At 48.3% G+C, this 19,615-nt stretch carries 14 protein-coding genes; 8 read left to right on the top strand and 6 right to left on the bottom strand.

Features of this window, described 5'->3' with window-relative positions; genetic code table 11:
• Positions 1 to 9: 9 nt before the first annotated feature.
• Positions 10 to 912, bottom strand: a complete 903-nt coding sequence (locus J2X75_RS20945; protein WP_036605798.1) for a LysR family transcriptional regulator — start codon at positions 910 to 912, stop codon at positions 10 to 12.
• A gap of 456 nt (positions 913 to 1,368) precedes the next feature.
• Between J2X75_RS20945 and J2X75_RS20940 the strand changes: the two genes are divergently transcribed.
• The 5 genes from J2X75_RS20940 (at position 1,369) to J2X75_RS20920 (ending at position 6,242) form a co-directional block, all read left to right on the top strand.
• Positions 1,369 to 1,827, top strand: coding sequence for a chemotaxis protein CheX (locus J2X75_RS20940; protein ID WP_036605799.1), 459 nt, complete (start codon positions 1,369 to 1,371; stop codon positions 1,825 to 1,827).
• A 56-nt stretch (positions 1,828 to 1,883) separates the two neighbouring features.
• The gene (locus tag J2X75_RS20935) at positions 1,884 to 2,657 is read left to right on the top strand and encodes an SDR family NAD(P)-dependent oxidoreductase (protein ID WP_310339740.1); all 774 of its coding nucleotides are present in this window, start codon (positions 1,884 to 1,886) and stop codon (positions 2,655 to 2,657) included.
• Between the two features lie 211 nt (positions 2,658 to 2,868).
• Positions 2,869 to 4,242, top strand: a complete 1,374-nt coding sequence (locus J2X75_RS20930) for a DEAD/DEAH box helicase (RefSeq protein WP_310339738.1) — start codon at positions 2,869 to 2,871, stop codon at positions 4,240 to 4,242.
• Positions 4,243 to 4,269: 27 nt separating this feature from the next.
• Complete coding sequence (locus J2X75_RS20925; protein WP_091020857.1) at positions 4,270 to 5,022, top strand: ABC transporter ATP-binding protein; 753 nt, start codon at positions 4,270 to 4,272, stop codon at positions 5,020 to 5,022.
• A gap of 2 nt (positions 5,023 to 5,024) precedes the next feature.
• A complete protein-coding gene (locus tag J2X75_RS20920; protein WP_310339735.1) occupies positions 5,025 to 6,242 on the top strand; it encodes an ABC transporter permease in 1,218 nt (405 codons plus the stop codon).
• A gap of 173 nt (positions 6,243 to 6,415) precedes the next feature.
• Here J2X75_RS20920 and J2X75_RS20915 read toward each other — a convergent pair whose 3' ends face one another.
• From J2X75_RS20915 to J2X75_RS20905, 3 genes are all read right to left on the bottom strand, one after another.
• A complete protein-coding gene (locus tag J2X75_RS20915; RefSeq protein ID WP_206759599.1) occupies positions 6,416 to 6,541 on the bottom strand; it encodes a YjcZ family sporulation protein in 126 nt (41 codons plus the stop codon).
• A 303-nt stretch (positions 6,542 to 6,844) separates the two neighbouring features.
• Positions 6,845 to 8,143: an aminotransferase class I/II-fold pyridoxal phosphate-dependent enzyme gene (locus tag J2X75_RS20910; RefSeq protein WP_310339732.1), complete on the bottom strand. Its 1,299-nt coding sequence runs from the start codon at positions 8,141 to 8,143 to the stop codon at positions 6,845 to 6,847.
• 178 nt (positions 8,144 to 8,321) lie between these two features.
• Positions 8,322 to 8,939 (bottom strand): pyridoxamine 5'-phosphate oxidase family protein, encoded by a 618-nt coding sequence (locus J2X75_RS20905; RefSeq protein ID WP_310339730.1) that lies wholly within the window; start codon positions 8,937 to 8,939, stop codon positions 8,322 to 8,324.
• A 151-nt stretch (positions 8,940 to 9,090) separates the two neighbouring features.
• Between J2X75_RS20905 and pdxR the strand changes: the two genes are divergently transcribed.
• Both pdxR and J2X75_RS20895 read left to right on the top strand, forming a co-directional pair.
• Complete coding sequence (gene pdxR, locus J2X75_RS20900; RefSeq protein ID WP_310339951.1) at positions 9,091 to 10,548, top strand: MocR-like pyridoxine biosynthesis transcription factor PdxR; 1,458 nt, start codon at positions 9,091 to 9,093, stop codon at positions 10,546 to 10,548.
• A 176-nt stretch (positions 10,549 to 10,724) separates the two neighbouring features.
• Positions 10,725 to 11,510, top strand: a complete 786-nt coding sequence (locus J2X75_RS20895; RefSeq protein ID WP_169480586.1) for an AraC family transcriptional regulator — start codon at positions 10,725 to 10,727, stop codon at positions 11,508 to 11,510.
• 347 nt (positions 11,511 to 11,857) lie between these two features.
• Here the strand turns inward: J2X75_RS20895 and asd are convergent, their stop codons facing one another.
• Positions 11,858 to 12,649: an archaetidylserine decarboxylase gene (gene asd / locus J2X75_RS20890; protein WP_047841263.1), complete on the bottom strand. Its 792-nt coding sequence runs from the start codon at positions 12,647 to 12,649 to the stop codon at positions 11,858 to 11,860.
• Between the two features lie 85 nt (positions 12,650 to 12,734).
• A complete protein-coding gene (locus J2X75_RS20885) occupies positions 12,735 to 13,865 on the bottom strand; it encodes a YheC/YheD family endospore coat-associated protein (RefSeq protein WP_091020862.1) in 1,131 nt (376 codons plus the stop codon).
• A gap of 515 nt (positions 13,866 to 14,380) precedes the next feature.
• Here J2X75_RS20885 and J2X75_RS20880 point away from each other — a divergent pair.
• Positions 14,381 to 19,585, top strand: a complete 5,205-nt coding sequence (locus J2X75_RS20880) for a WIAG-tail domain (RefSeq protein ID WP_310339726.1) — start codon at positions 14,381 to 14,383, stop codon at positions 19,583 to 19,585.
• Positions 19,586 to 19,615: the final 30 nt, after the last annotated feature.

Raw genomic sequence — 19,615 nt, 5'->3', positions numbered from 1 at the left:
GGCTCATTGTCATTCTGAACTGATGAATTGGGTTTCCGGCATGCCTTTGAGGTCACTTATAAATTGCTGCATCGCTGAGTTGAGGTAACGACTGGACTTATAGATGACACCAACAGGGTGACTGACCTCCAGCTCACTTAAGGGTATCATACGCAATGTACCTTGACGCAACTCATGCGCAACAGATTGTTTGGAGATGACAGCTGCTCCGAGATCAATCTCGACCATCCGTTTCACTTCTTCGCTGCTGGATAATTCCATTACAATATTAGGTTCAATATTATGTTTCTTGAAGATGGTTTCCGTAAACCGTCGGCCTACTGTATCAGGGGACAGCAGAATCAATGGTGTACTCCGGAGCACATCCACTGCAGCATGTTTTTTCTTAGCCAGCGGATGGGAAGGAGATACCACGAGTTCAAATGTGTCATAGTACAGCACAGATGTATTCAGGTTGGGATTACGCTCCGTGAGATAACCGATACCAATATCAACCAGACCATTTTCGACCTGGGTATAGATCTGTGATGAAGGAAGGGATTGAATACTGGTTTTGATCAGCGGGAATTGATCTTGGAAATAGGATAACACCCTTGGCAAGATCTGAATAGCAATGGAAGTTGTTGTGCCTAACACGATACGTCCCTGAGGCGTTTCATCAAGATCGGACAATTTTTGTTTCAACTCATCGACGATGTCGAGCATCCGTTCAGCGTGCTCCAGAAATACCTGTCCACGGTCTGTAAGGGTAACGGGTTGGTTCCGGTCCACAAGAACGGTGCTGAATTCGTCCTCCAGACTTTTGATCTGGGCAGAGACGGCAGGCTGGGTCAGGTTCAGAAGTTCTCCCGCTTTGCGGAAGCTCATCGTTTTGGAAATGGTAATTAGTGTCTCCAGTTGGCTTATGTTCATAGGTGACCTCCTTGCAGGCAAAGTATCTTGATTATGTAGTGTTTGGTCCGACGAAATCCCGTAACTGGTTATTGTTCCGTTATCTTAAATTATAGGTGATTCAGGACAGCAGAGCAATGAAGGCAATTGTCATGATCAAAAGTAGTTCAAGAGGCTGTGAAAAAAACGCGAATACAAGAATTTGATTTTTTTAACAGTTGTGAGAAGCAGTAATAAAGTCCTAAATGCCTTTTGCCACGCACAATGAACGAAAAGCTTTCTTCAAAAGAAGTAAAAAGCTCTGTTTATTCGCTAGAATCAGCTATAAACATTTGCCCCACGGATGACGATAAATTATAGTACACATGATTTAACGAATTCTTAATGAATTCTTGTACGTGATAAAGTATAATAAATTTAATGAATATGGGACTTTTGGTGTGTGACCAATAACCCAGTGTGAGGGGGACATAGACAGTGAAAGCGGAAGTGATTAATCCTTTCCTGGAATCGGCACGGAACGTATTTGAACAGCTCATCCAGGTTTCGCCTTCCACCGGGAGTCTTGGCGTGAAAAATGTAGAGTACATTGCAGACCATGTCTGGATCGTGATCGGAATGACCGGACAACTTAGCGGAAACATTGTATTTGGAATCAATGAACAAGTTGCATTGAAAATTGTATCTGCGATGATGGGTGGTTTTGTCATTACAGAAATGGATGAAATGAGCAAAAGTGCGATTTCGGAACTGGGTAATATGATCAGTGGTAATGCCAGCACCATCCTGTCAAACCAAGGTGTTGTTGTCGATATTACACCTCCACAAGTGATGAAGTCCGAACATCTGACTACATTTAGTGCAACGAAAGCACTGAGCATTCCTTTGTTGATGGACGGCATTGGTGAGATGGATATTCAGGTCATGATCTCGTAGAATAGAACCATACGCCTCAAGAGGCAATATGTGTTCAATACGGGAGGACATCACGGATGCTGAAAGATCAGGTAGTGTTTATCACAGGTGCATCGAGTGGTATCGGTGCGCTGTGTGCGCAGATGCTGATAGAAGAAGGAGCCATCCCGATTCTGACTGCCCGTTCGCGGGACAAGCTGGAAGAGATTGGTGCCTCGCTGAAAGGGCAGCATGAATTACTCACACTTGATGTTACGGATAGTGAGCAGGTTCAGGCAGCTGTGGATGCGATATTGCATAAATACGGACGAATCGACATTTTGCTGAACAACGCAGGTTACGGGAAATTCGCAGCGATGACAGAGATGTCTGTACAGGAATTCGATGAGATGATGGACGTTAATTACATGGGCATTGTCCGCTGCACCAAAGCAGTGCTTCCACAAATGCTGGAACGGGGCAAAGGTCAGATTGTGAACGTGGCCTCCATGGCTGGCAAAATCGGTACGGCCAAATCCGCTTCCTATACAGCTACGAAACACGCTGTACTCGGATTTAGCAATGCGCTGCGTCAAGAGCTTCGCAAGACTGGCGTCATGGTGACAACGATTAATCCAGGTCCGATTGATACACCATTTTTCCAACGGGCTGACCCATCTGGCAATTATGTGAATAATGTACGTTGGATGATGTTGAAACCGGAAGACGTTGCGGGTCATATGATTCGGGCGATGAAAAAGCGCAAGGAAGAAGTGAATCTGCCAAGACTTGCTTCTGCTGGCATATGGCTGTACCAGCTATTTCCTCGTCTTGCAGATCGATTGTCGCACGGTGTAATGAATCAGAAGTAAATGTGATAAGAGGCATCATATACGGAATGAAAGAAAGGCTCCGCCGAGGGGCTTTTCTTTTTTTTGGCGTGTATACATACAATTCTGGAATAAGATTTGGTACACGGGCTTTTTTCGCATATAATGAAAGGTAATGTGATGACAGGCTTCGGTTTTAGTAAATACAAGCAGGGCTAGCATCAAAATGAATAAATTAAAAGGATGGACATACATGACGAATCAAACATTTGCTTCAATTGGCGTGGAACAGGATCTGGAGGCCGTTTTGGCGAAACATGGCATTCACGAACCTTCACCTGTACAGGCTCAGACGATCCCGGTTATTTTGGAAGGCCGGGATGTCGTATCCAAATCCCAGACAGGAACAGGAAAAACGCTGGCATATCTGTTGCCACTGTTACAATCCATCAAAATGGATATCAAAGGCACGCAGAAACTCATTATTGCACCTACGCAAGAACTTGCGATGCAAATTGTACGTGAAGCGCAGCGTTATGCGGAAGAACGTAAGATCGGCGTATTGGGTCTGATTGGTGGCGCAGCGGCTAAACGTCAGATCGAGAAGTTACGTGAGCATCCGCAATTAGTTGTGGGTACACCGGGACGACTGAAGGAATTGATTACACTCAAAAAACTGAAAATGCACAACGTCTCTACGATTGTTATCGACGAAGCGGACCAAGTGTTCCAGCTTGGCGGTGTAAGTGACGTGAACTTTGTACTCAAGAGCGCATTGCGGGACCGTCAGCTGATCTTCCTGTCAGCAACCATTGATGAGCATACAGCTGGACTCGCAAAGCGTGAGATGAAAGAGCCTGTTCAGATCGGAATTGAACCGGATCGAGCTACAGCTGCGGGCCTTGAGCATTATTATTTTGTAGAAGAAAACCGGAACAAAATTGACATGCTGCGTCGTCTGGTTAGACAGTACAATCCGGATCGGGCAATCGTATTTGTGAATGCAACCGAAGATATTGGTGAAGTTGAAGCAAAAATGAATCATCTGGGCTTGTCCGCTGCTGCGCTGTATGGAGATGCTGACAAAGTGACCCGCAGTAACGTATTGTCTGCCTTCCGTAATGGCAAACTTCAGTTGCTGATTGCCAGCGAAGTGGCTGCCAGAGGACTGGATATCGAAGGATTGCCAATGGTCATTAACTATGACCCTGCCTTTGACTCGGAGCACTATGTTCACCGTGCAGGTCGTACAGGCCGAATGGGACGTTCGGGTATTGTTTTGTCCATTGTGGATGAAACACAGATCTTTATTATGCGCAAATTCGCACGCGAACTCGGAATCGAACTGTCAGAACGTGTACTCTTTGGCGGTAAAGTACTGGAGGCTGATCCGCGTCCGGACACGCGGCCTGAGGGACATTCGTTCTCCAGAAAACCAGGACAATCCAGAGATCGCAAACCAGGTCAGGGCAATCGTAATGGGGGAACCCGAGCTACAATCTCCAATTCGCGTCCAGCAGGTAGCAAACCAACGGGCAATACAGGACGCACGGAGCGCGATCAGGATCGTAAAAACAAGGGAGCACCCAAGTGGAGTAAAGACAAAACGCCACGCTCCGAAGAATAGAATCTGACGAAAGGGGTGCAGGGATAGATGGAAAATGTTCAATCACCTGTTCTGCAAATCAGCGGGTTAAGCGGAGGTTATAGTGCCAAACGGCCGGTCCTTCACGGCATCGATCTGGAAGTTGGACGTGGAGAGATGGTTGGACTAATCGGCTTAAACGGTGCTGGCAAAAGTACAACCATGAAACATATCCTCGGCTTGATGACACCTCAACAGGGTGAAGTACGAGTGATGGGCAAGAAGCGGGACGAGGATGCGCAGATCTACCAATCAGCCATGGCATTTGTACCGGAATCACCCGAACTGTATGATGAGATGACGGTAATGGAGCACCTGGAGTTTACGGCAAGAGCGTACAATGTGTCAGAGGCTGACTTCAAGCAACGTACGGAGAAATTGCTGCAATTATTCCGTATGAATGAAAAAAGTACAAGTCTGTCGACTCACCTGTCCAAGGGTATGCGGCAAAAGGTCATGATCATGTGTGCTTTTGTGGCCGGACCACCACTGTACATCATTGATGAGCCTTTCCTGGGGCTGGACCCGCTCGGTATTCGCTCCTTGCTTGATTTTATGCTGGAGATGAAAGCTTCAGGATCATCCATCCTGCTCAGTTCACACATTCTGTCCACGATTGAAAATTACTGTGACCGGTTTATCGTACTGCACCGTGGACAGGTTATTGCTCAAGGGACGCTGAATGAACTGCGCTCCCAATTCGGGGAATCGGATGCCACGCTGGAGCACATGTTCTATTCCCTCGTACAAGGCAGGGATTGAGTATGGATCTCAAGCTGCTATGGAAGCAAAGACGCACAGGATTCTGGAACGGAATTCTTCCTTATCTGGGTTATGTGATCCAGAGCGGTGTAGCTATGGTCTTTTTATTTCTCGTCATTGCGTTCTCCGCCTGGTATACATCGTTTGTCCAGAACATTCCGGCGGAATTTCCGATTCGCTGGATTGCATTGCTGCTGCTGGCGCCACTGGTGCTGTTTAGCAGTTATCGTACATATCTGCTTCCAGCAGATATTGTATTCCTGCGGCCACAGGAATACCGGATGCAGGAATATTTGAAGAACAGCTTTGCCCGGGGCATCATCTATAAAAGTCTGGGCCTACTGCTTGTGTTTGTTACACTGTGGCCTCTCTATGTCAGAGCAGATCTGGATGCACGGCCATTTGGCTGGTTCATCGTATTCCTGCTGCTGTGGAAAGGGCTGTCCAGTTATGGAGCATGGCAAGAGCTAAGAATGGTTCAGGTCGGGGCATCAAGAGGATATCGCCTCTTGCGTTGGGCTCTGGCAGTTCTGGCGGTTGGCGCATGGTTATGGCAACCACCTCAGCGCAGCGTATGGTTCCTGCTGTTACTGGCTGTTGTCTATATCGTTGCCTTGCGTATACCGGTGAAACATCGGGTGGCGTGGGAACGTCTGATTCAGGTGGAGCAGGGGCAGGCTGGCAGGGTTATGCGGACGCTCGGCTGGTTCGTGGATGTGCCTTCATCCGGACAGAAAGTAAGTTCGCGTCGCTGGCTTAGCAAATTGGGGAGCGGTCTTCCATGGAACGCGGGAAAAGCTTACCGTTACTTAATAACCAAAACGTTTATTCGAACTGAAGTGTTCTCGATTGTGTTACGTCTAATTGTACTGGGCATGTTACTATCCTGGTGGACAGCAGGCAGCTACTTTGGTGTAGGCGTGTATCTGTTCTTCCTGTTGCTTGCAGGTGTACAACTTGGTGCGCTGCGTCGCAGTCATGGTGAATCGTTCTGGATTATGATCTATCCGATCTCGGGAGAAAGTCGTCGTTCTCAGGTGTTGGGATTCATATTCCATCTGCACGCATTGGCTGCATTACTCATGTGGCTGCCTATGTTAGTTGCTGGAGTGAGCGGACTAAGCATCACCGGAGTGGCACTCGTATTGGGCATACTGGTAATTGTAATTATGCGGCGTTCGCAAGGTAACAAGTGGTTGAAGGAAGAAGAAGACGAGTAAACAATCGATCGGACACCTGACCAACTTGGATTATTACATTGGGTTCATCAGTGAGAGGTACAAAAGATAACAAAAGAAGGGTATTCCGGGCTGTATCCCGGTATACCCTTCTTTGTGCTGTAATGGAATCATGCAATCAGATCACTTGGTTCTCGCGCAAGTGTGTTTTGGTACTAACAGAGGAACGATTTAGTGATGATCACGAGCAAGATGAACAGAACGAGAATGGCACCTGTGTTAGTAAATCCTCCGTAACCGCCGCATCCATAACCGCCTCTTGTATCTTCAACTCCAGACATGGTCATTCCCCTTTCAAGTGGTTGTTTGGCACGCCCTTGCGTACATCGTATATTATGTGCCTTGGGGTTAGGCTGATTGGGCCGATGCCCGGTAAAGCTAGAAATTCGAGCTTTTGGGCAGCTGTCCCGGTGTGGTAAGTGATATCTGATGAGTTGTAAACCACCAAAAGAACCCTCTGTATATTCGGAGACATGTAACGTCATCCCGGCATACAGAGGGTTCTTATATCATTCAGGGTTCAGACATGATCCTCTTTCCCCTGAACCATTGAAATTGCGTTAATTCGCTACTGTCTGTTTTAACTAAGTCGTCCGCAGATCCTGAATTCCACGATAGATGGTTTCATACAGATCTTCCAATCCGGATTCTTCAATACAGGAGAAGGCGATTCGCAGATCTGATTCACCCAGCGCAATTGTACCCACACCGTATTTGTGCAGCAAATGGCTTCGAAGTTCTTCAGCGCCAACTTCTTTCAGCTTCAGGCACATGAAGTAACCGGAGTTGAACGGATAATAGTCCCATGCATCTCCATACTTGCCGCTATCGAGAATGGCTTTTACCTTATTGGCGCGGCCTTTCATAATCTCGAACTTCTCTTGTTTCTGTGCTTCAAACTCCGGTGCTTTGAGCGCATCCAATACAAAAGTCTGGGAAGGATGCGGGCCACTGGAGATCGTTGCCCGGATAATACCGAGTGTCTTCTGTTCCAATGCGTGCAGAACGGTTGCATCTTCATGGGCATACGTAATGAATCCAACGCGGAAGCCCCATACGAATTCTTCCTTGGTTGCACCATCCACTTTTACAGTTAACACACGTGGATGAATGTTGGCAAGTTTGCCAAACAGGGATTCATGAATGGAATCTTCGAAGAACAGTCCGAAGTAGGCATCATCTGTTACAGCAACCACGTTAACGCCGGCTTCAGCTGCCTGAAGAATCGTGTTCACAATTGCATCTGCTTCTTCCGCTCCAGGCGTATAACCTGTTGGGTTATTCGGGAAGTTGAGCAGTACGATCGCTTTACCTTTGTCCTTTTGATCAAGCAAAGCCTGAAGCAGACCATCACTGTTGAAGTTCAACTGATCATCGAACAGGGGATAATGAACCAACTGGCCATGACGACGAATTCCGAAGGTCAGCTCGTAATTTTCCCAGTTTTTATCCGGATATATGACAGCGTCCCCTTCATCGGCGAACAGGTCGGCTACGATACTTAGTCCATGGGTTAATGCATTGGTTACAATTGGATTGCCAAACGTTTTGCCTTTCAGGGAAGGCGTTTCCTTCAGCATCTTGTCTCTCCAGACGGTCCGCAATTCAGGTTTGCCTGCAGGTGGAGCGTAAGGATACAGATCCTTTGGCTGGAATGCAGACAGCTTCTCCTGAATAACCTGAAGATGCATCGGCACACCACCCTCCAGGGCGATACCAATCGTGGCATTATGGGTCTTGGCCAAGCTTGCTGCTTCAGCAGATTGACTCAAGATCCCCTCTTTTGGAAAATAAATTTCTTTGCCAAGCTGTGACAGCATGGAGTAGACGTGACTGCTGCCTGTCTGAATACTTTCGTTCAACTGTTCAGCCAGTGGATTCATTCTTTTCATCCTTCCAAGTCTTTGTGATTCAACTGCCTAACATTATATCACCTTGACATGCCCCCGTCACGGAAATTACGCAATATGACAGTTATATCGCTTTACCGCGTTGTTGCAGAGGGTTTTCGAGTGGGTTATCGTTGAATTCAACCTTGGAGTAATCCTTAAGAAATGAAACTTATTGCTGATGAAATGGACAATATTTCCGCATCATCTCAGCGGTTTCAGCATCTCGTCCCTCATTGCGCTGTTCCAGTTCACCACGTATGTGATCCAAGCGTTCAATGGACCAATTTTGTCCGAATTTAAATTTGGCAGTGACTCGTTCCGGGATAATTCTTACAACGGCTACAGCTTTGAGGTTTCCTGTGTAACGCGAGTCAGTAGCGTCAATGGGTACATATCCGCCTTGCGGCTGGAGTTTCTCCATGAATCGTTGAAGTACCTTACTTTTGATATCAAGATCCTTAACCGGTTCTGCCTGACCGAAGGCCATGACACTTTTGAAGAAAGAAGTTGCCGGACAAGCAAGCTCAGGATCACTGAAGTAGGATGGAATCAAGGAGAACTCTTCAGCCACCGTGAAACTGACCGACGAATCCTGTTTGATCTGTTTCATCTTCTCACCAGCCAGACTGCCGTGAAAATAAAAGCAACCGTCCATATATACGAAATTCAGCGGTGTAACCCGTGGTTGTCCGTCCGGACTGACCGTTCCCAGAAACCCGAAGGAGCACTGATCCAGAAATGCCGTAATCTCTTGTTCTTCATCTACTGTGAATTCTTTCCGTCTCATGCGTATTCCCCCATCAATATATAATAGAACGCCATCTCTTATGAATAACAATAGTTCATACATTGACAATGAAATAGATCCAATTTACATTCACTTTAGTAGGCCAATTAGTTGGAGATCACAAATGAAGACAAATGAAGAGAGGTGCATGATGGAAATGTGGCTGCCGATGGATACCTATGAACTTCAGCATCGATACAAGTATGAGGCATTGTACCATGCGTTACGTGATGCCATTCATGCAGGCACATTGGTGGGAGGCACGCGGCTTCCTTCAACCCGTGAGTTGGCAAAGCAATATGAGATGTCACGTGGTTCGGTAGCTCAGGTATACGACATGCTGCTTGCGGATGGTTATGTCCATGCACATCGGGGAAGAGGTACATTTGTAACCGAAACATTATCCACTCAGGAAAATGAAAAACAGGAAGCTGTTCTCAAGCTGTCTGCCTGGGGGGAACGAGTACAGATGTTGAATACGCAACATGAAGTCCTGCGGACTCCAATGTCTTCACCGAAGGCGTCCATCATTAATTTTCAAATGCAGCGCATGCCTGCCGAACATTTCCCGTTAGGGGAGTGGAAAAGTGCACTCGCTGCGGTTCATCGCAGTGGTTGGCGAGAATCGAGCGGTGTAGCCGGAGATCCGGAGCTGCGTGAGGCCATCGCCTCCCATCTCAGATGGACACGTGGTATTCAGGCTGAACCCTCTCAGATTGTATTGTTCAGTGGTTCAATGCAAGGCATCACCTTACTATCTCAATTGCTGATTACGGAGAATACAGCAGTTGTATTGGAGAATCCGGGTTACCCGGGCATTGCCCATGCCGTCAAGTCCTGTGGTGGGCATATCATCCCGGCAGAGGTGGATGCCGCAGGCATTATTCCTCAGCCTTGGGAGGCACAGACGTTATTTGTCACCCCTACCCGGCAGTTTCCAACAGGGGCCGTATTGGGATTGGATAGAAGACGTGCCTTGCTTGCGTGGGCCTCAAAGCGGAATGCGGTCATCATTGAAGATGATTATGACAGTGAATTCCGATGGGGCGGAAGACCGATTGAACCCCTCAAAGTGCTTGATCGTGAACAGCGCGTCATCTACGTTGGTTCATTCTCACAAACGATGGTTGCTTCGTTCCGACTTGGTTATGCTGTACTGCCGCCTGGCCTGGTAGAACCTCTCCTTGCCGCCAAAGCGCTGTATGAACCGGTACCTCCGGCGCTGTTAGAGCAGCGCGCACTGGCGAAATTTATGACCAGAGGAGGTTACCTGAGGCACTTACGGCGGTTAACCCGGTTATACGGGGAACGGCATGATTTTTTTGTGCGAGAGATGGAACTACAGTTGCCGGAAGCATTCACGATGCAGCTTGGTGATGCAGGACTGCATATCTACGCTACCTGGAATGGCGATGTGGACAGTTATCAGCGATTTAAAAAGCTTGCTGAGGAGGATGGCATACTGTTTCGTGATGCAGAGCGATATCGGCTGACTTCAGGTCATCCGGCGGCCTGTTTTGCTTTTGCACATCTGGAGAAAGAAGAGATGACAGAGGGAATCCGGCGAATGCGGTTAGCCTGGGAGAAGTGCACATTTTCGTTTCGGTGAATTCCGCTGTATAATGGGATAAGACATTTCGCTCCTAGGAGCAGAGATCATATATGAGCAAGTTGTATTTAATCATGCAAGATACTGAAATACATATGGCCTTGATTGAAGATGTGAGATTCAGATCAGAATGATGCCATATGCAGAGAGATTAACTATCAAGGGGGAGTGGCGACATGCTGCAGGCATCGCCGTCATCATTTGTTATTTTGCCCGCTGTCGCCAAAATTGTCTGTGAACCGGGCTGGAAGTGGCAGAAACGGGAAAAACCGATGCAAAACTATGATTTATTTTATGTATGGAGTGGTGAAGGAACGCTTATACTGAATGACCAGTCGTATGAAGTTGGCAAGGGTAGTTGTTTTTTGTTCAGGCCAGGCGATCATCCTACTGCAACACATAATAAGCAAAAACCGTTGGTACTTACGTATATTCATTTTGATGTGGACGTGCCTGTTGCTGATGTTCCCCAGTCCTATCGCGAAGTACAGGAAACGGTGGAGTTTGAGCACTTGCTGGCACGTTATGTAAGACTGTTCTTATCGGATGTGTACGGACGTGATGAAGAGAGCCGATTGATTCTGAAGCAATTGATGATTCATTTGCTGCGGGCTGATACGGAAGAACCTGTGGAGAAAAAGGTAAGCAACCAGTTGTCTGATGTCATCCAGGAGGTCGCCAATTATGTGCGTCAGCATCCGGGGATTACGCATCGGGTGGAAGATCTGGCTGCGCGGGCTGGCTTATCGCCCCGATACTTCTCGATCAAGTTCAAGGAATTGGTTGGATCATCGGTGCAATCTTATATTATCCGCATGCGTATTGAACGGGCGGAACATCTGCTGGTGCATACCGGCATGAATGTGACCGAAGTGGCGGATGCTCTGGGATACCGGGATATTTTCTTCTTCAGTCGTCAGTTCAAGCAGTATACAGGCAAAAGCCCGTCCGAGATTCGTTGAAATTCTGATGAGAAGAACAGGAAACCGTTTCAAGTCTGGAACGCAAGGGTAATTATCTAGCATTCCAGATGACCAAAAGGGGGAACTTGTGATGAACGGAAAACGTCGGGTCCGCAACCGGGGATGCTCTACGAAGGGATGCAATATTTTCCGGAACCGTCTGCGTCGCTTCAAACCGGCAGAGGACTTGCAAGATGTGTGGTTTTGAGGAGAACTCAGCAGACCAATAACGACGGAGCGAAGCTTCGTATTGCATGTATATATGGATGAATATGAATTCATAAAGAGGATGGCGCAATACCTGGTTACAGGTGCTGCGCCATCCTCTTTATTTGCGTATGGACTCATTAGTTCTTCGGTTTCAAACGACCAAGCAATGCGCCCATTTTGACCGAATCGCCTGGCTGTAAGCCGGGGTTTGGTTCGAATGTGCCACTTTGCGTCAGCAGAACAACGGTGGAACCGAATTCAAAATAGGCCAGATCATCGCCTTGTGCCCAGGTACTTGTGTCCGTATCAGCATACTGTATGCTACTCACGTTCATTGCACCTACTTTGACAACCGCCACTTCACCGTAATCATGTGCGATATACGTAATGAGCCGTTCGTTTCGACTAAGCACGGATCTCATATGGGTCAGGCCAAAGTCATTCACGGGATAAACTTTGCCTTTGATGTGTTCGCTCTCTATTTTGCGGCCGCTGACAGGTGCATGAATGCGGTGATAGTCGCGAGGGCTGAGATAGAGGACGAACCCGTACCCGTGCTTGTACTTCTCCAGATGGGGAGAATGGTTTAATAATTCAGCAAGTGTATAATTTTGTCCCTTAACATTCAGGAGTGTCCCTGCAGATATTGGACCGGCTGCCGTAATCTTGGCATCTACCGGGCTGATCAGTGCATGCTCTGAAAGTTCCAACGGGCGCATGCCCGGCTTTAATTTGCGGGTAAAGAAATCGTTCAGTGAACGGTATTCTTTCCAATCTTTCTCGGCCTCTTGAACAGGGATGTCGTAGGTCCGGACAAAATAAGGGATAAATGCCTTACTTCCCCGGCTTTTGGAGAAGGCTCCCACGGTCCGGGAGATCCATTTGCGCGAAGAAAGCTCGGTCATTAATCGCAACAGCGTTTTTGCCATGAATATCCCCCTTAGGGTTAATGCGAACTTCAAGGCCGGCAAGACCGGCCGTTCTGCATAATATTGACACAGAATGCACACGAAATCAATATAGTCTCCTATCGTATGTCTGCGGTTGTCTCGGAATCCTCGAATTCTGTTCCAGCAGCAGACGCCCATAAGCCATTGGTTTGCTGTACGTTGCCTTCCAGTGTTCCGACATTCCCGCCTTGCGGAAACCGTAACGCTGATCCCGTCCATTGCATTCAATAAAGTAGATCTGGCCGCTGCGCGTTATCCCGAGATCAAGACCCAGATCAGCCAGATGTGGCAGACTGGCCGCCAGATTCTGGGCAATTCGAAGTGCAACGAGTCCGATTCTGTATTCCAGTCGTGCCAAGTCAAAGCCAGATTCTCCTAATCCAAGGGCCTCTGCGAGCTTCATGACTTTACCGCCCTGGGCGATATTGCTGACAAACGTATGGGCAGGAGCCGCTTTGGCAAACATGCCTGTTATTCCCCAAAGACCATCGCCGCCACGTTGTACAGATACCCGTAAATCTACCGGTCTGCCCTCATAACGTACCAGCGGGATACGCTCTTCAATGAGGTAGGCATGGCGAAAGATCCGCCTTAGGGTAGCGGAAGGAAGCTGTCCTTTGCTCAATCGGAAGGTAGCCCACCCTTTGCGTGCAGCCTTCGTCTCACAGGTTAGTTTCCACTGTCCATCTCGCTCAAAGACTCGCATAATACCATGACCGATGCTGCCGCTGCATGGTTTGATGACGAGGTCATCATATTGTTCCATCATATAGGCCAGAGACTCTGGCGTAGCTTTAACTGCATGGGGCAGGTGTTCTCGCAAGGCGAGGTCCTGATGAAGCATGTCATGAATGTGATCTTTACGGTACCGGTTGCGAACGTTGAATACCTGGATACCCTGCAACATCAGCTTGGTAATCTGATGCTGTTCCGTCCGGCGAAGCTGGAGTGAGCGGTTATGAATGACGGAGGGCAGTGGCATGCGCTCGCGAACATATCTGCCTTCTTTTTTAACATAGGCAAGACATGTTTTTTGATCCGAATCGATATCTTCCAGCCTCAAAAAGCAGGGAGTTAATCCATAACTGGCCGCTGCCTGTTCATAATTCGCGAGTGATTCCTGACCGGTCCTTCCGGCCGGTATCCCCCGGTACATGCGTGAATCGAACATAATGCCGATCGTTTCTTGGAGCATGACCGTTCCTCCTTCGATGTTATCGCGACCATGGATCGTCCATTCATGGAATGCCGGCCTGTCACCGCATGGCTCAGACATCGCGATAACGCAGACCGGTGTGTAAGATGCATCGCCAAGCACTAGTGCTTGCTCAGGGCGTGTCTAAAACTCCGAAGGAAGCAGGTTTTGCCGAATTTTCGTTTCAAACAAGGAAGTTTTCCGCAGGCGTGCCGGAGCACGTCAAGGGAAAGTGACGTAGCAGGGGGCGAAAAGACGGTGAAAGATGCACTTCAGCGAGTTTTCAGACACGACCTAGATATAATATCCTATGACATGACTGGGACGGGGGCGTGGACAGCCGCCTTTCCTCTGCTGCCCTGACACGCCTATTTCCACGAAGATCATCGAACCTTCCTGTCTTGACGCCTGTACATTCGTGCTCTGGAATCCGTAAAAGTCATAAATGAAGTGGCAGATGCCCATATGGAAGCATATGATGCCGGAGACGAACGTTAGAGGAAGGAGCAAGCTGCATGAGTAAAAATGGCAAAAAGAAGGTTCCGACGCCGAAACTGCGGCATGTGAGCCCGAAATTTAAGGAATTGGAACTGACTGATCGCCGGGCAGACAAGATGAACTCAGGTTTCACTGTGAATAGGGAAGAACGCTTGAATACGAATAAAAGGGATTCGAGAGCTGTTCAGGAGTCGGAAGAATTCCTATTTGAACCAACGGAGCTACCTGCTTCAACAAACGAGCTGGAAGAGCTAGAGATCGAAGCCAAAATCAAGCCGGAACCCGTAGAGTCTGATAGCAAGGAAGTTGAGACACAAGATAGCACGGAAAAGCAGATTCAGGTTAGCAGCTTGGCTCCGGTTGCTCTGGAAGAAGAGCAGGACATCAACAAACAGGAGATAACAAACAAGGATCGGCTGCAAATCCTGAACCAAAACCAGATGCCGGGTCATACCGGACACTACATCTACACGGACGACTTGAGTGAATTTGCTGTTACGGAGAGCAAGTTGGCTCCTTTCTCTGTGGATGCCTCCAAGCTGAAACCGGATGCGGTCGGCAGTGAAGCATTGCAGGATTATGCGGTGACCAGCATTCACATTGCCGACGGGGCCATCGTTTCGGCGAAACTTGCGGAAGCGTCTGTATCTGAGGAGCACCTGATTGACGGCTCTGTGTCTGGTCACAAAATACGAAATGCTTCTATTGCAGGTGAGAAAATCAGAGATGGCAGTATTACTTCTCAGAAGCTTGGCAACCAGGTCATCGATTCGGCCAAAATTGCCGACGGTTCCATCGGCACAAGACATCTCAGCCGGATGCTGGTAACGGAAGAATTAATCAAGAATCATGCCGTAACTGGAGACAAGATTGCGATTAGCGGGGTGGATACAAGACATCTCACGGGGGGAGCTGTGAATACCTCCAAACTGGCTGACGATGCAGTGACTACATCCAAAATTCGCGAAGCTGCAGTCACAGGCAGCAAAATCGAAGAACACTCCATCGAGTCTCACCACATTCAGGCAGGTGCTGTTAAACAGACACATCTGGCAGAAGGGTCTGTCGGTCGTTCACAACTATTAAGTGGCAGTATTGGAAGTGACCAGATAGAGGATGGATCCATACAAACAAGACATTTAGCTGAGGGTTCACTAACTGGAAGACATCTCCTGGACGGTTCAATCGGATCAAGTCAGATTCGCGCTCATTCCGTTGGCAAGGAGCAGATTGGCAATGGAGAAGTGGGCAGTGAGCATTTGAAGGAAGGTGCAGTAACCAGCAGCAAACTGGCAGACCAGTCTGTGGGAACAGCAAAATTGCTGGAGCAGTCCATTACGGCATCCAAGATCTCTGATCAGAGCGTCATTTCTTCCAAAATTGCGGATGAAGCCGTACAAGGTAAACATCTTGCCAAGGGGTCCATTCGTGCGGAACACATTGCGAATCGGGGAATCACACCGGTACATGTGGACAATTCTGCAATTCACTCCATTCACATTGCAAGTGGAAGCATCGAGGCAACTCATCTATCTACCGGCAGTGTGTCCGGAGATGCTCTTGCAGACGACGTGGTGAGTGAGCGGCATCTTGCAGAGTCGGCCGTAGGTACGTATGAATTGCAGGATGGTGCGGTTACAGACGTTAAGCTCGCGGATGGAAGTGTGACAACAGAAAAGCTTGGAACGGCATCGGTTAGTAGCAGGGCGCTTGCCCCGGGAAGTGTCATATCCTCACATCTTGCAAGTGGTGGAGTCACAGGTACACATCTGGCTCCAGGGAGCGTTGGTTCCGAGGCCCTGAGACCTTATGCAGTGAAATCAGATCACCTGACAGAACATGCAGTAGGGGTACCTCATCTTCAACCAGGCAGTGTTGAAACGGATGCTATTGCACGGGCGGCAGTCACAACAGACAAATTGGCTCCTGGTAGTATAACTTCAGCCCAGCTGGCTGGTGGGTCCATTTTTCCGCCTCATCTAACAGATCATGCGGTTACCTCCCCCAAGCTCTCGCCAGAGAGTGTTGCCACAGATAAACTGGCAGATTTTGCTGTTACGTCGGCTAAACTGGCAGACGGGAGCGTGACTTCTTCCAAAATTATGGCAGAAAGTATTAACGCCAAACATATTCCAGCAGGAACGATTCGTGGGTATCACCTGAAGCAGCATTCCGTTTCACTGGAACATTTGTCGGAAGAAATACGCTCACCGGAATTATTTGCTGATGGCAGTATTACCGGCAACAAACTTCGGCATGGCTCCATAAGTGCGGACCATTTGACAGCAGACTCGGTATCCGGGACAGAATTACAACAGGCTGCTGTAGGTAGCGAGCACTTGCAGCCATCCGTTGTACAATCCGTCCATCTGGCTGAAGGCAGCGTGAAATCTGACCATTTGGGGACTCAAGTAGTGAGCTCACAGCATCTGAAGGCAGACATCATTCATGAGGAGCATATTGCTGAACAGGTGGTCACATCGCATCACTTGGCACCTGGAGCTGTCGAAACAGACCATCTGGCACCTTTATCCATTACAGCGGCTCACCTTCAGCCAGGTTTGATCAGTGGTTTGCATCTTCAGGCAGAGTCGACAAGTGCTGTTCACCTGCAGCAAGGAGCTGTGCATTCCCGTCATATTCAAGATGGTGAAATTCTTCCTCATCATATCCATGAACGCAGCATCGGAACATCTCATCTGGAAGAAGAAGCGGTAAGTACAATTATTTTGCAGGATGAATCTGTAACACGCTCCAAACTAGCAACGGGTAGTGTGGATGGCAGCAAATTAGCTGCAGGAACCGTATCGGCTACTCACCTTGCCAATGAAAGTGTGCAAACCCGTCATATCCAAGAAGGCGCAATCCTTGCTGATCATATTCAAGAGTGCAGTATTGGCGCAGTTCATCTGGATGAGGAGTCTGTAAGTGCAGTTCATTTGCAAAATGGATCTGTAACAAGTGCCAAACTGGCGGATGGCAGTATAAACGGCAGCAAATTGCTTGAAGGAACCGTATCGGGGATTCATATTGCGTCAGAAAGTGTGCAACCCGGGCATATCCAGGCTGGGGCCATTCATGCTGACCATATTCAGGAGCGGAGCATCGGCACAACACATCTGGAGGAGGAAGCCGTAAGTGCGATTCACCTGCAAAATGGGTCTGTCATCAGTGCCAAACTGGCCGACGGCAGTGTAACCGGCAGCAAGTTGATCGAAGATGCGGTGTCGGGAATCCATATCGCTTCTGAAAGTGTGCAATCCCGCCATATCCAGTCAGGAGTAATCCTTGCTGACCATATTCAGGAACACAGCATCGGCATGCTTCACTTGGAACAGGAAGCAGTAAGTGCCATCCATCTGCAAAATGGGTCTGTAACAAGTACCAAGTTGGCCGACGGCAGTGTAACCGGCAGCAAATTGCTTGAAGGAGCAGTATCAGATATCCACATTGCAGACGATAGTGTGCAATCCAGTAAGATTCAAGCAGGAGCTATTCATGCTGATCATATTCAAGAGCGGAGCATCGGCACAGCACATTTGGAAGAGGAGTCGGTAAGTGCCATTCATTTGCAAAATGGAGCTGTAACGAGTGCCAAACTGGCGGATGGCAGTATAACTGGCAGCAAGTTACTCGAAGGTACGGTATCCGGGGTTCATATCGCATCGGAAAGTGTGCAATCCGGGCATATTCAGGCAGGAGCTATTCATGCTGGTCATATTCAGGAGCGAAGCATAGGCACAGCCCATCTGGAAGAGGAAGCGGTAAGTGCGGTTCATCTGCAAAATGGGTCCGTAACAAGTGCCAAATTGGCTGACAGTAGCATTAGCGGCAGCAAATTGCTCGAAGATACTGTATTGGGGAGCCATATCGCGTCGGAAAGTGTGCAAACTCGCCATATCCAGGCAGGAGCGATCCTTGCTGATCATATTCAGGAGCATAGCATTGGTACGTCCCATCTGGAGGAGGAAGCAATAAGTGCGGTTCATCTGCAAAGTGAATCCGTAACGAGTGCCAAACTGGCGGATGGCAGTGTGAGCAGCGACAAACTGCTTGACGATGCGGTGTTGGATGTCCATATTGCCAATGGAAGTGTGCAATCCCGTCATATCCAAGAGAGAGCCATACATGCTGACCATATTCAAGAGCGAAGCATTGGGATCTCCCACCTCAAAGCGGAATCGGTAAGTTCGATTCACCTGCACAATGGTTCCATAACAAGTGCCAAAATGGCTGACGGCAGTGTAAATGGTAATAAATTGCTTGAAGGTGCGGTATCGGCTATCCACATAGCAGACAAAAGTGTGCAAACTCGTCATATTCAGGATGGAACGATCCTTGCTGATCATATTCAGGAGCGCAGTATTCGCACAACTCATCTGGAAGAGGAAGCAGTAAGCGGGGTTCATCTGCAAAATGGGTCTGTCACCAGTGCCAAATTGGCCGATGGCAGCGTGAACGGCAGCAAACTGAGTGAGCAGAGTATTACCTCTAATCATTTGAATGTGGGGATTGTAGGTCCAGCGCATCTGAGCGAAGAGATATGGAATGCGATTCGTCAGTTCAGTGGAGAAACGCTGGAGCAACTGGCAGCTATCAAAAGACAAGAGGGATTGTTTCAACCAGAAAATGAAGGTGTACAGCAATCACAGCGGGTAACCGTCGAGGCATTACCGAGTGCTGGTCTGGAGCAACAACAAGAGTTGATATCCCAAACAGATCAGCTTGGCGAACCATCGGCAGCTTTGTTCACGACGGAGCAGGCAGATCAGGCAGATCAGGCTCAGCAACCACAGCTTGAACGGTCACAGGAGATCGCTGGAACTACGGAGTTTATGTTAAGTGAACAATCGATTACACAAGAGCATCTGTGTGATGATGCCGTGGGCAGCAGCCAGTTGCAATCGGGTGCAGTTCAGGCCAAACATCTGGCCTTCCAACCCGTTCGCAGCGTAAGCAAGCAACCGGTTGTACAACAATTCGGAATGGAAGCTTTTGTACTGCCAGAGAGTGAAGGAAGCACAGAGGTAACCGTTGTTTTTGAAGAGTCATTTGCTTCAGAACATTATGTGATTGTGGGCATGAGTAATGATCGGGGATTCCAGATTTCCTTGCTCTCGCAGAGTGAGGATGAAGCGGTACTTGAAGTGTCACGTACAGCAGATTGCAAGCATACGTACGGGTTGTTGTCATGGATTGCTGCGGGACCTTCGCAAGGATAGTGCAGGATTGTATCAGTAATAACTAAATGA

Source organism: Paenibacillus sp. 2003, assembly GCF_031455635.1.
Lineage (GTDB): Bacteria > Bacillota > Bacilli > Paenibacillales > Paenibacillaceae > Paenibacillus > Paenibacillus amylolyticus_B.
The sequence above is the reverse complement of the archived record's forward strand: the minus strand, read 5'-3'. Positions and strand labels throughout refer to the sequence as shown.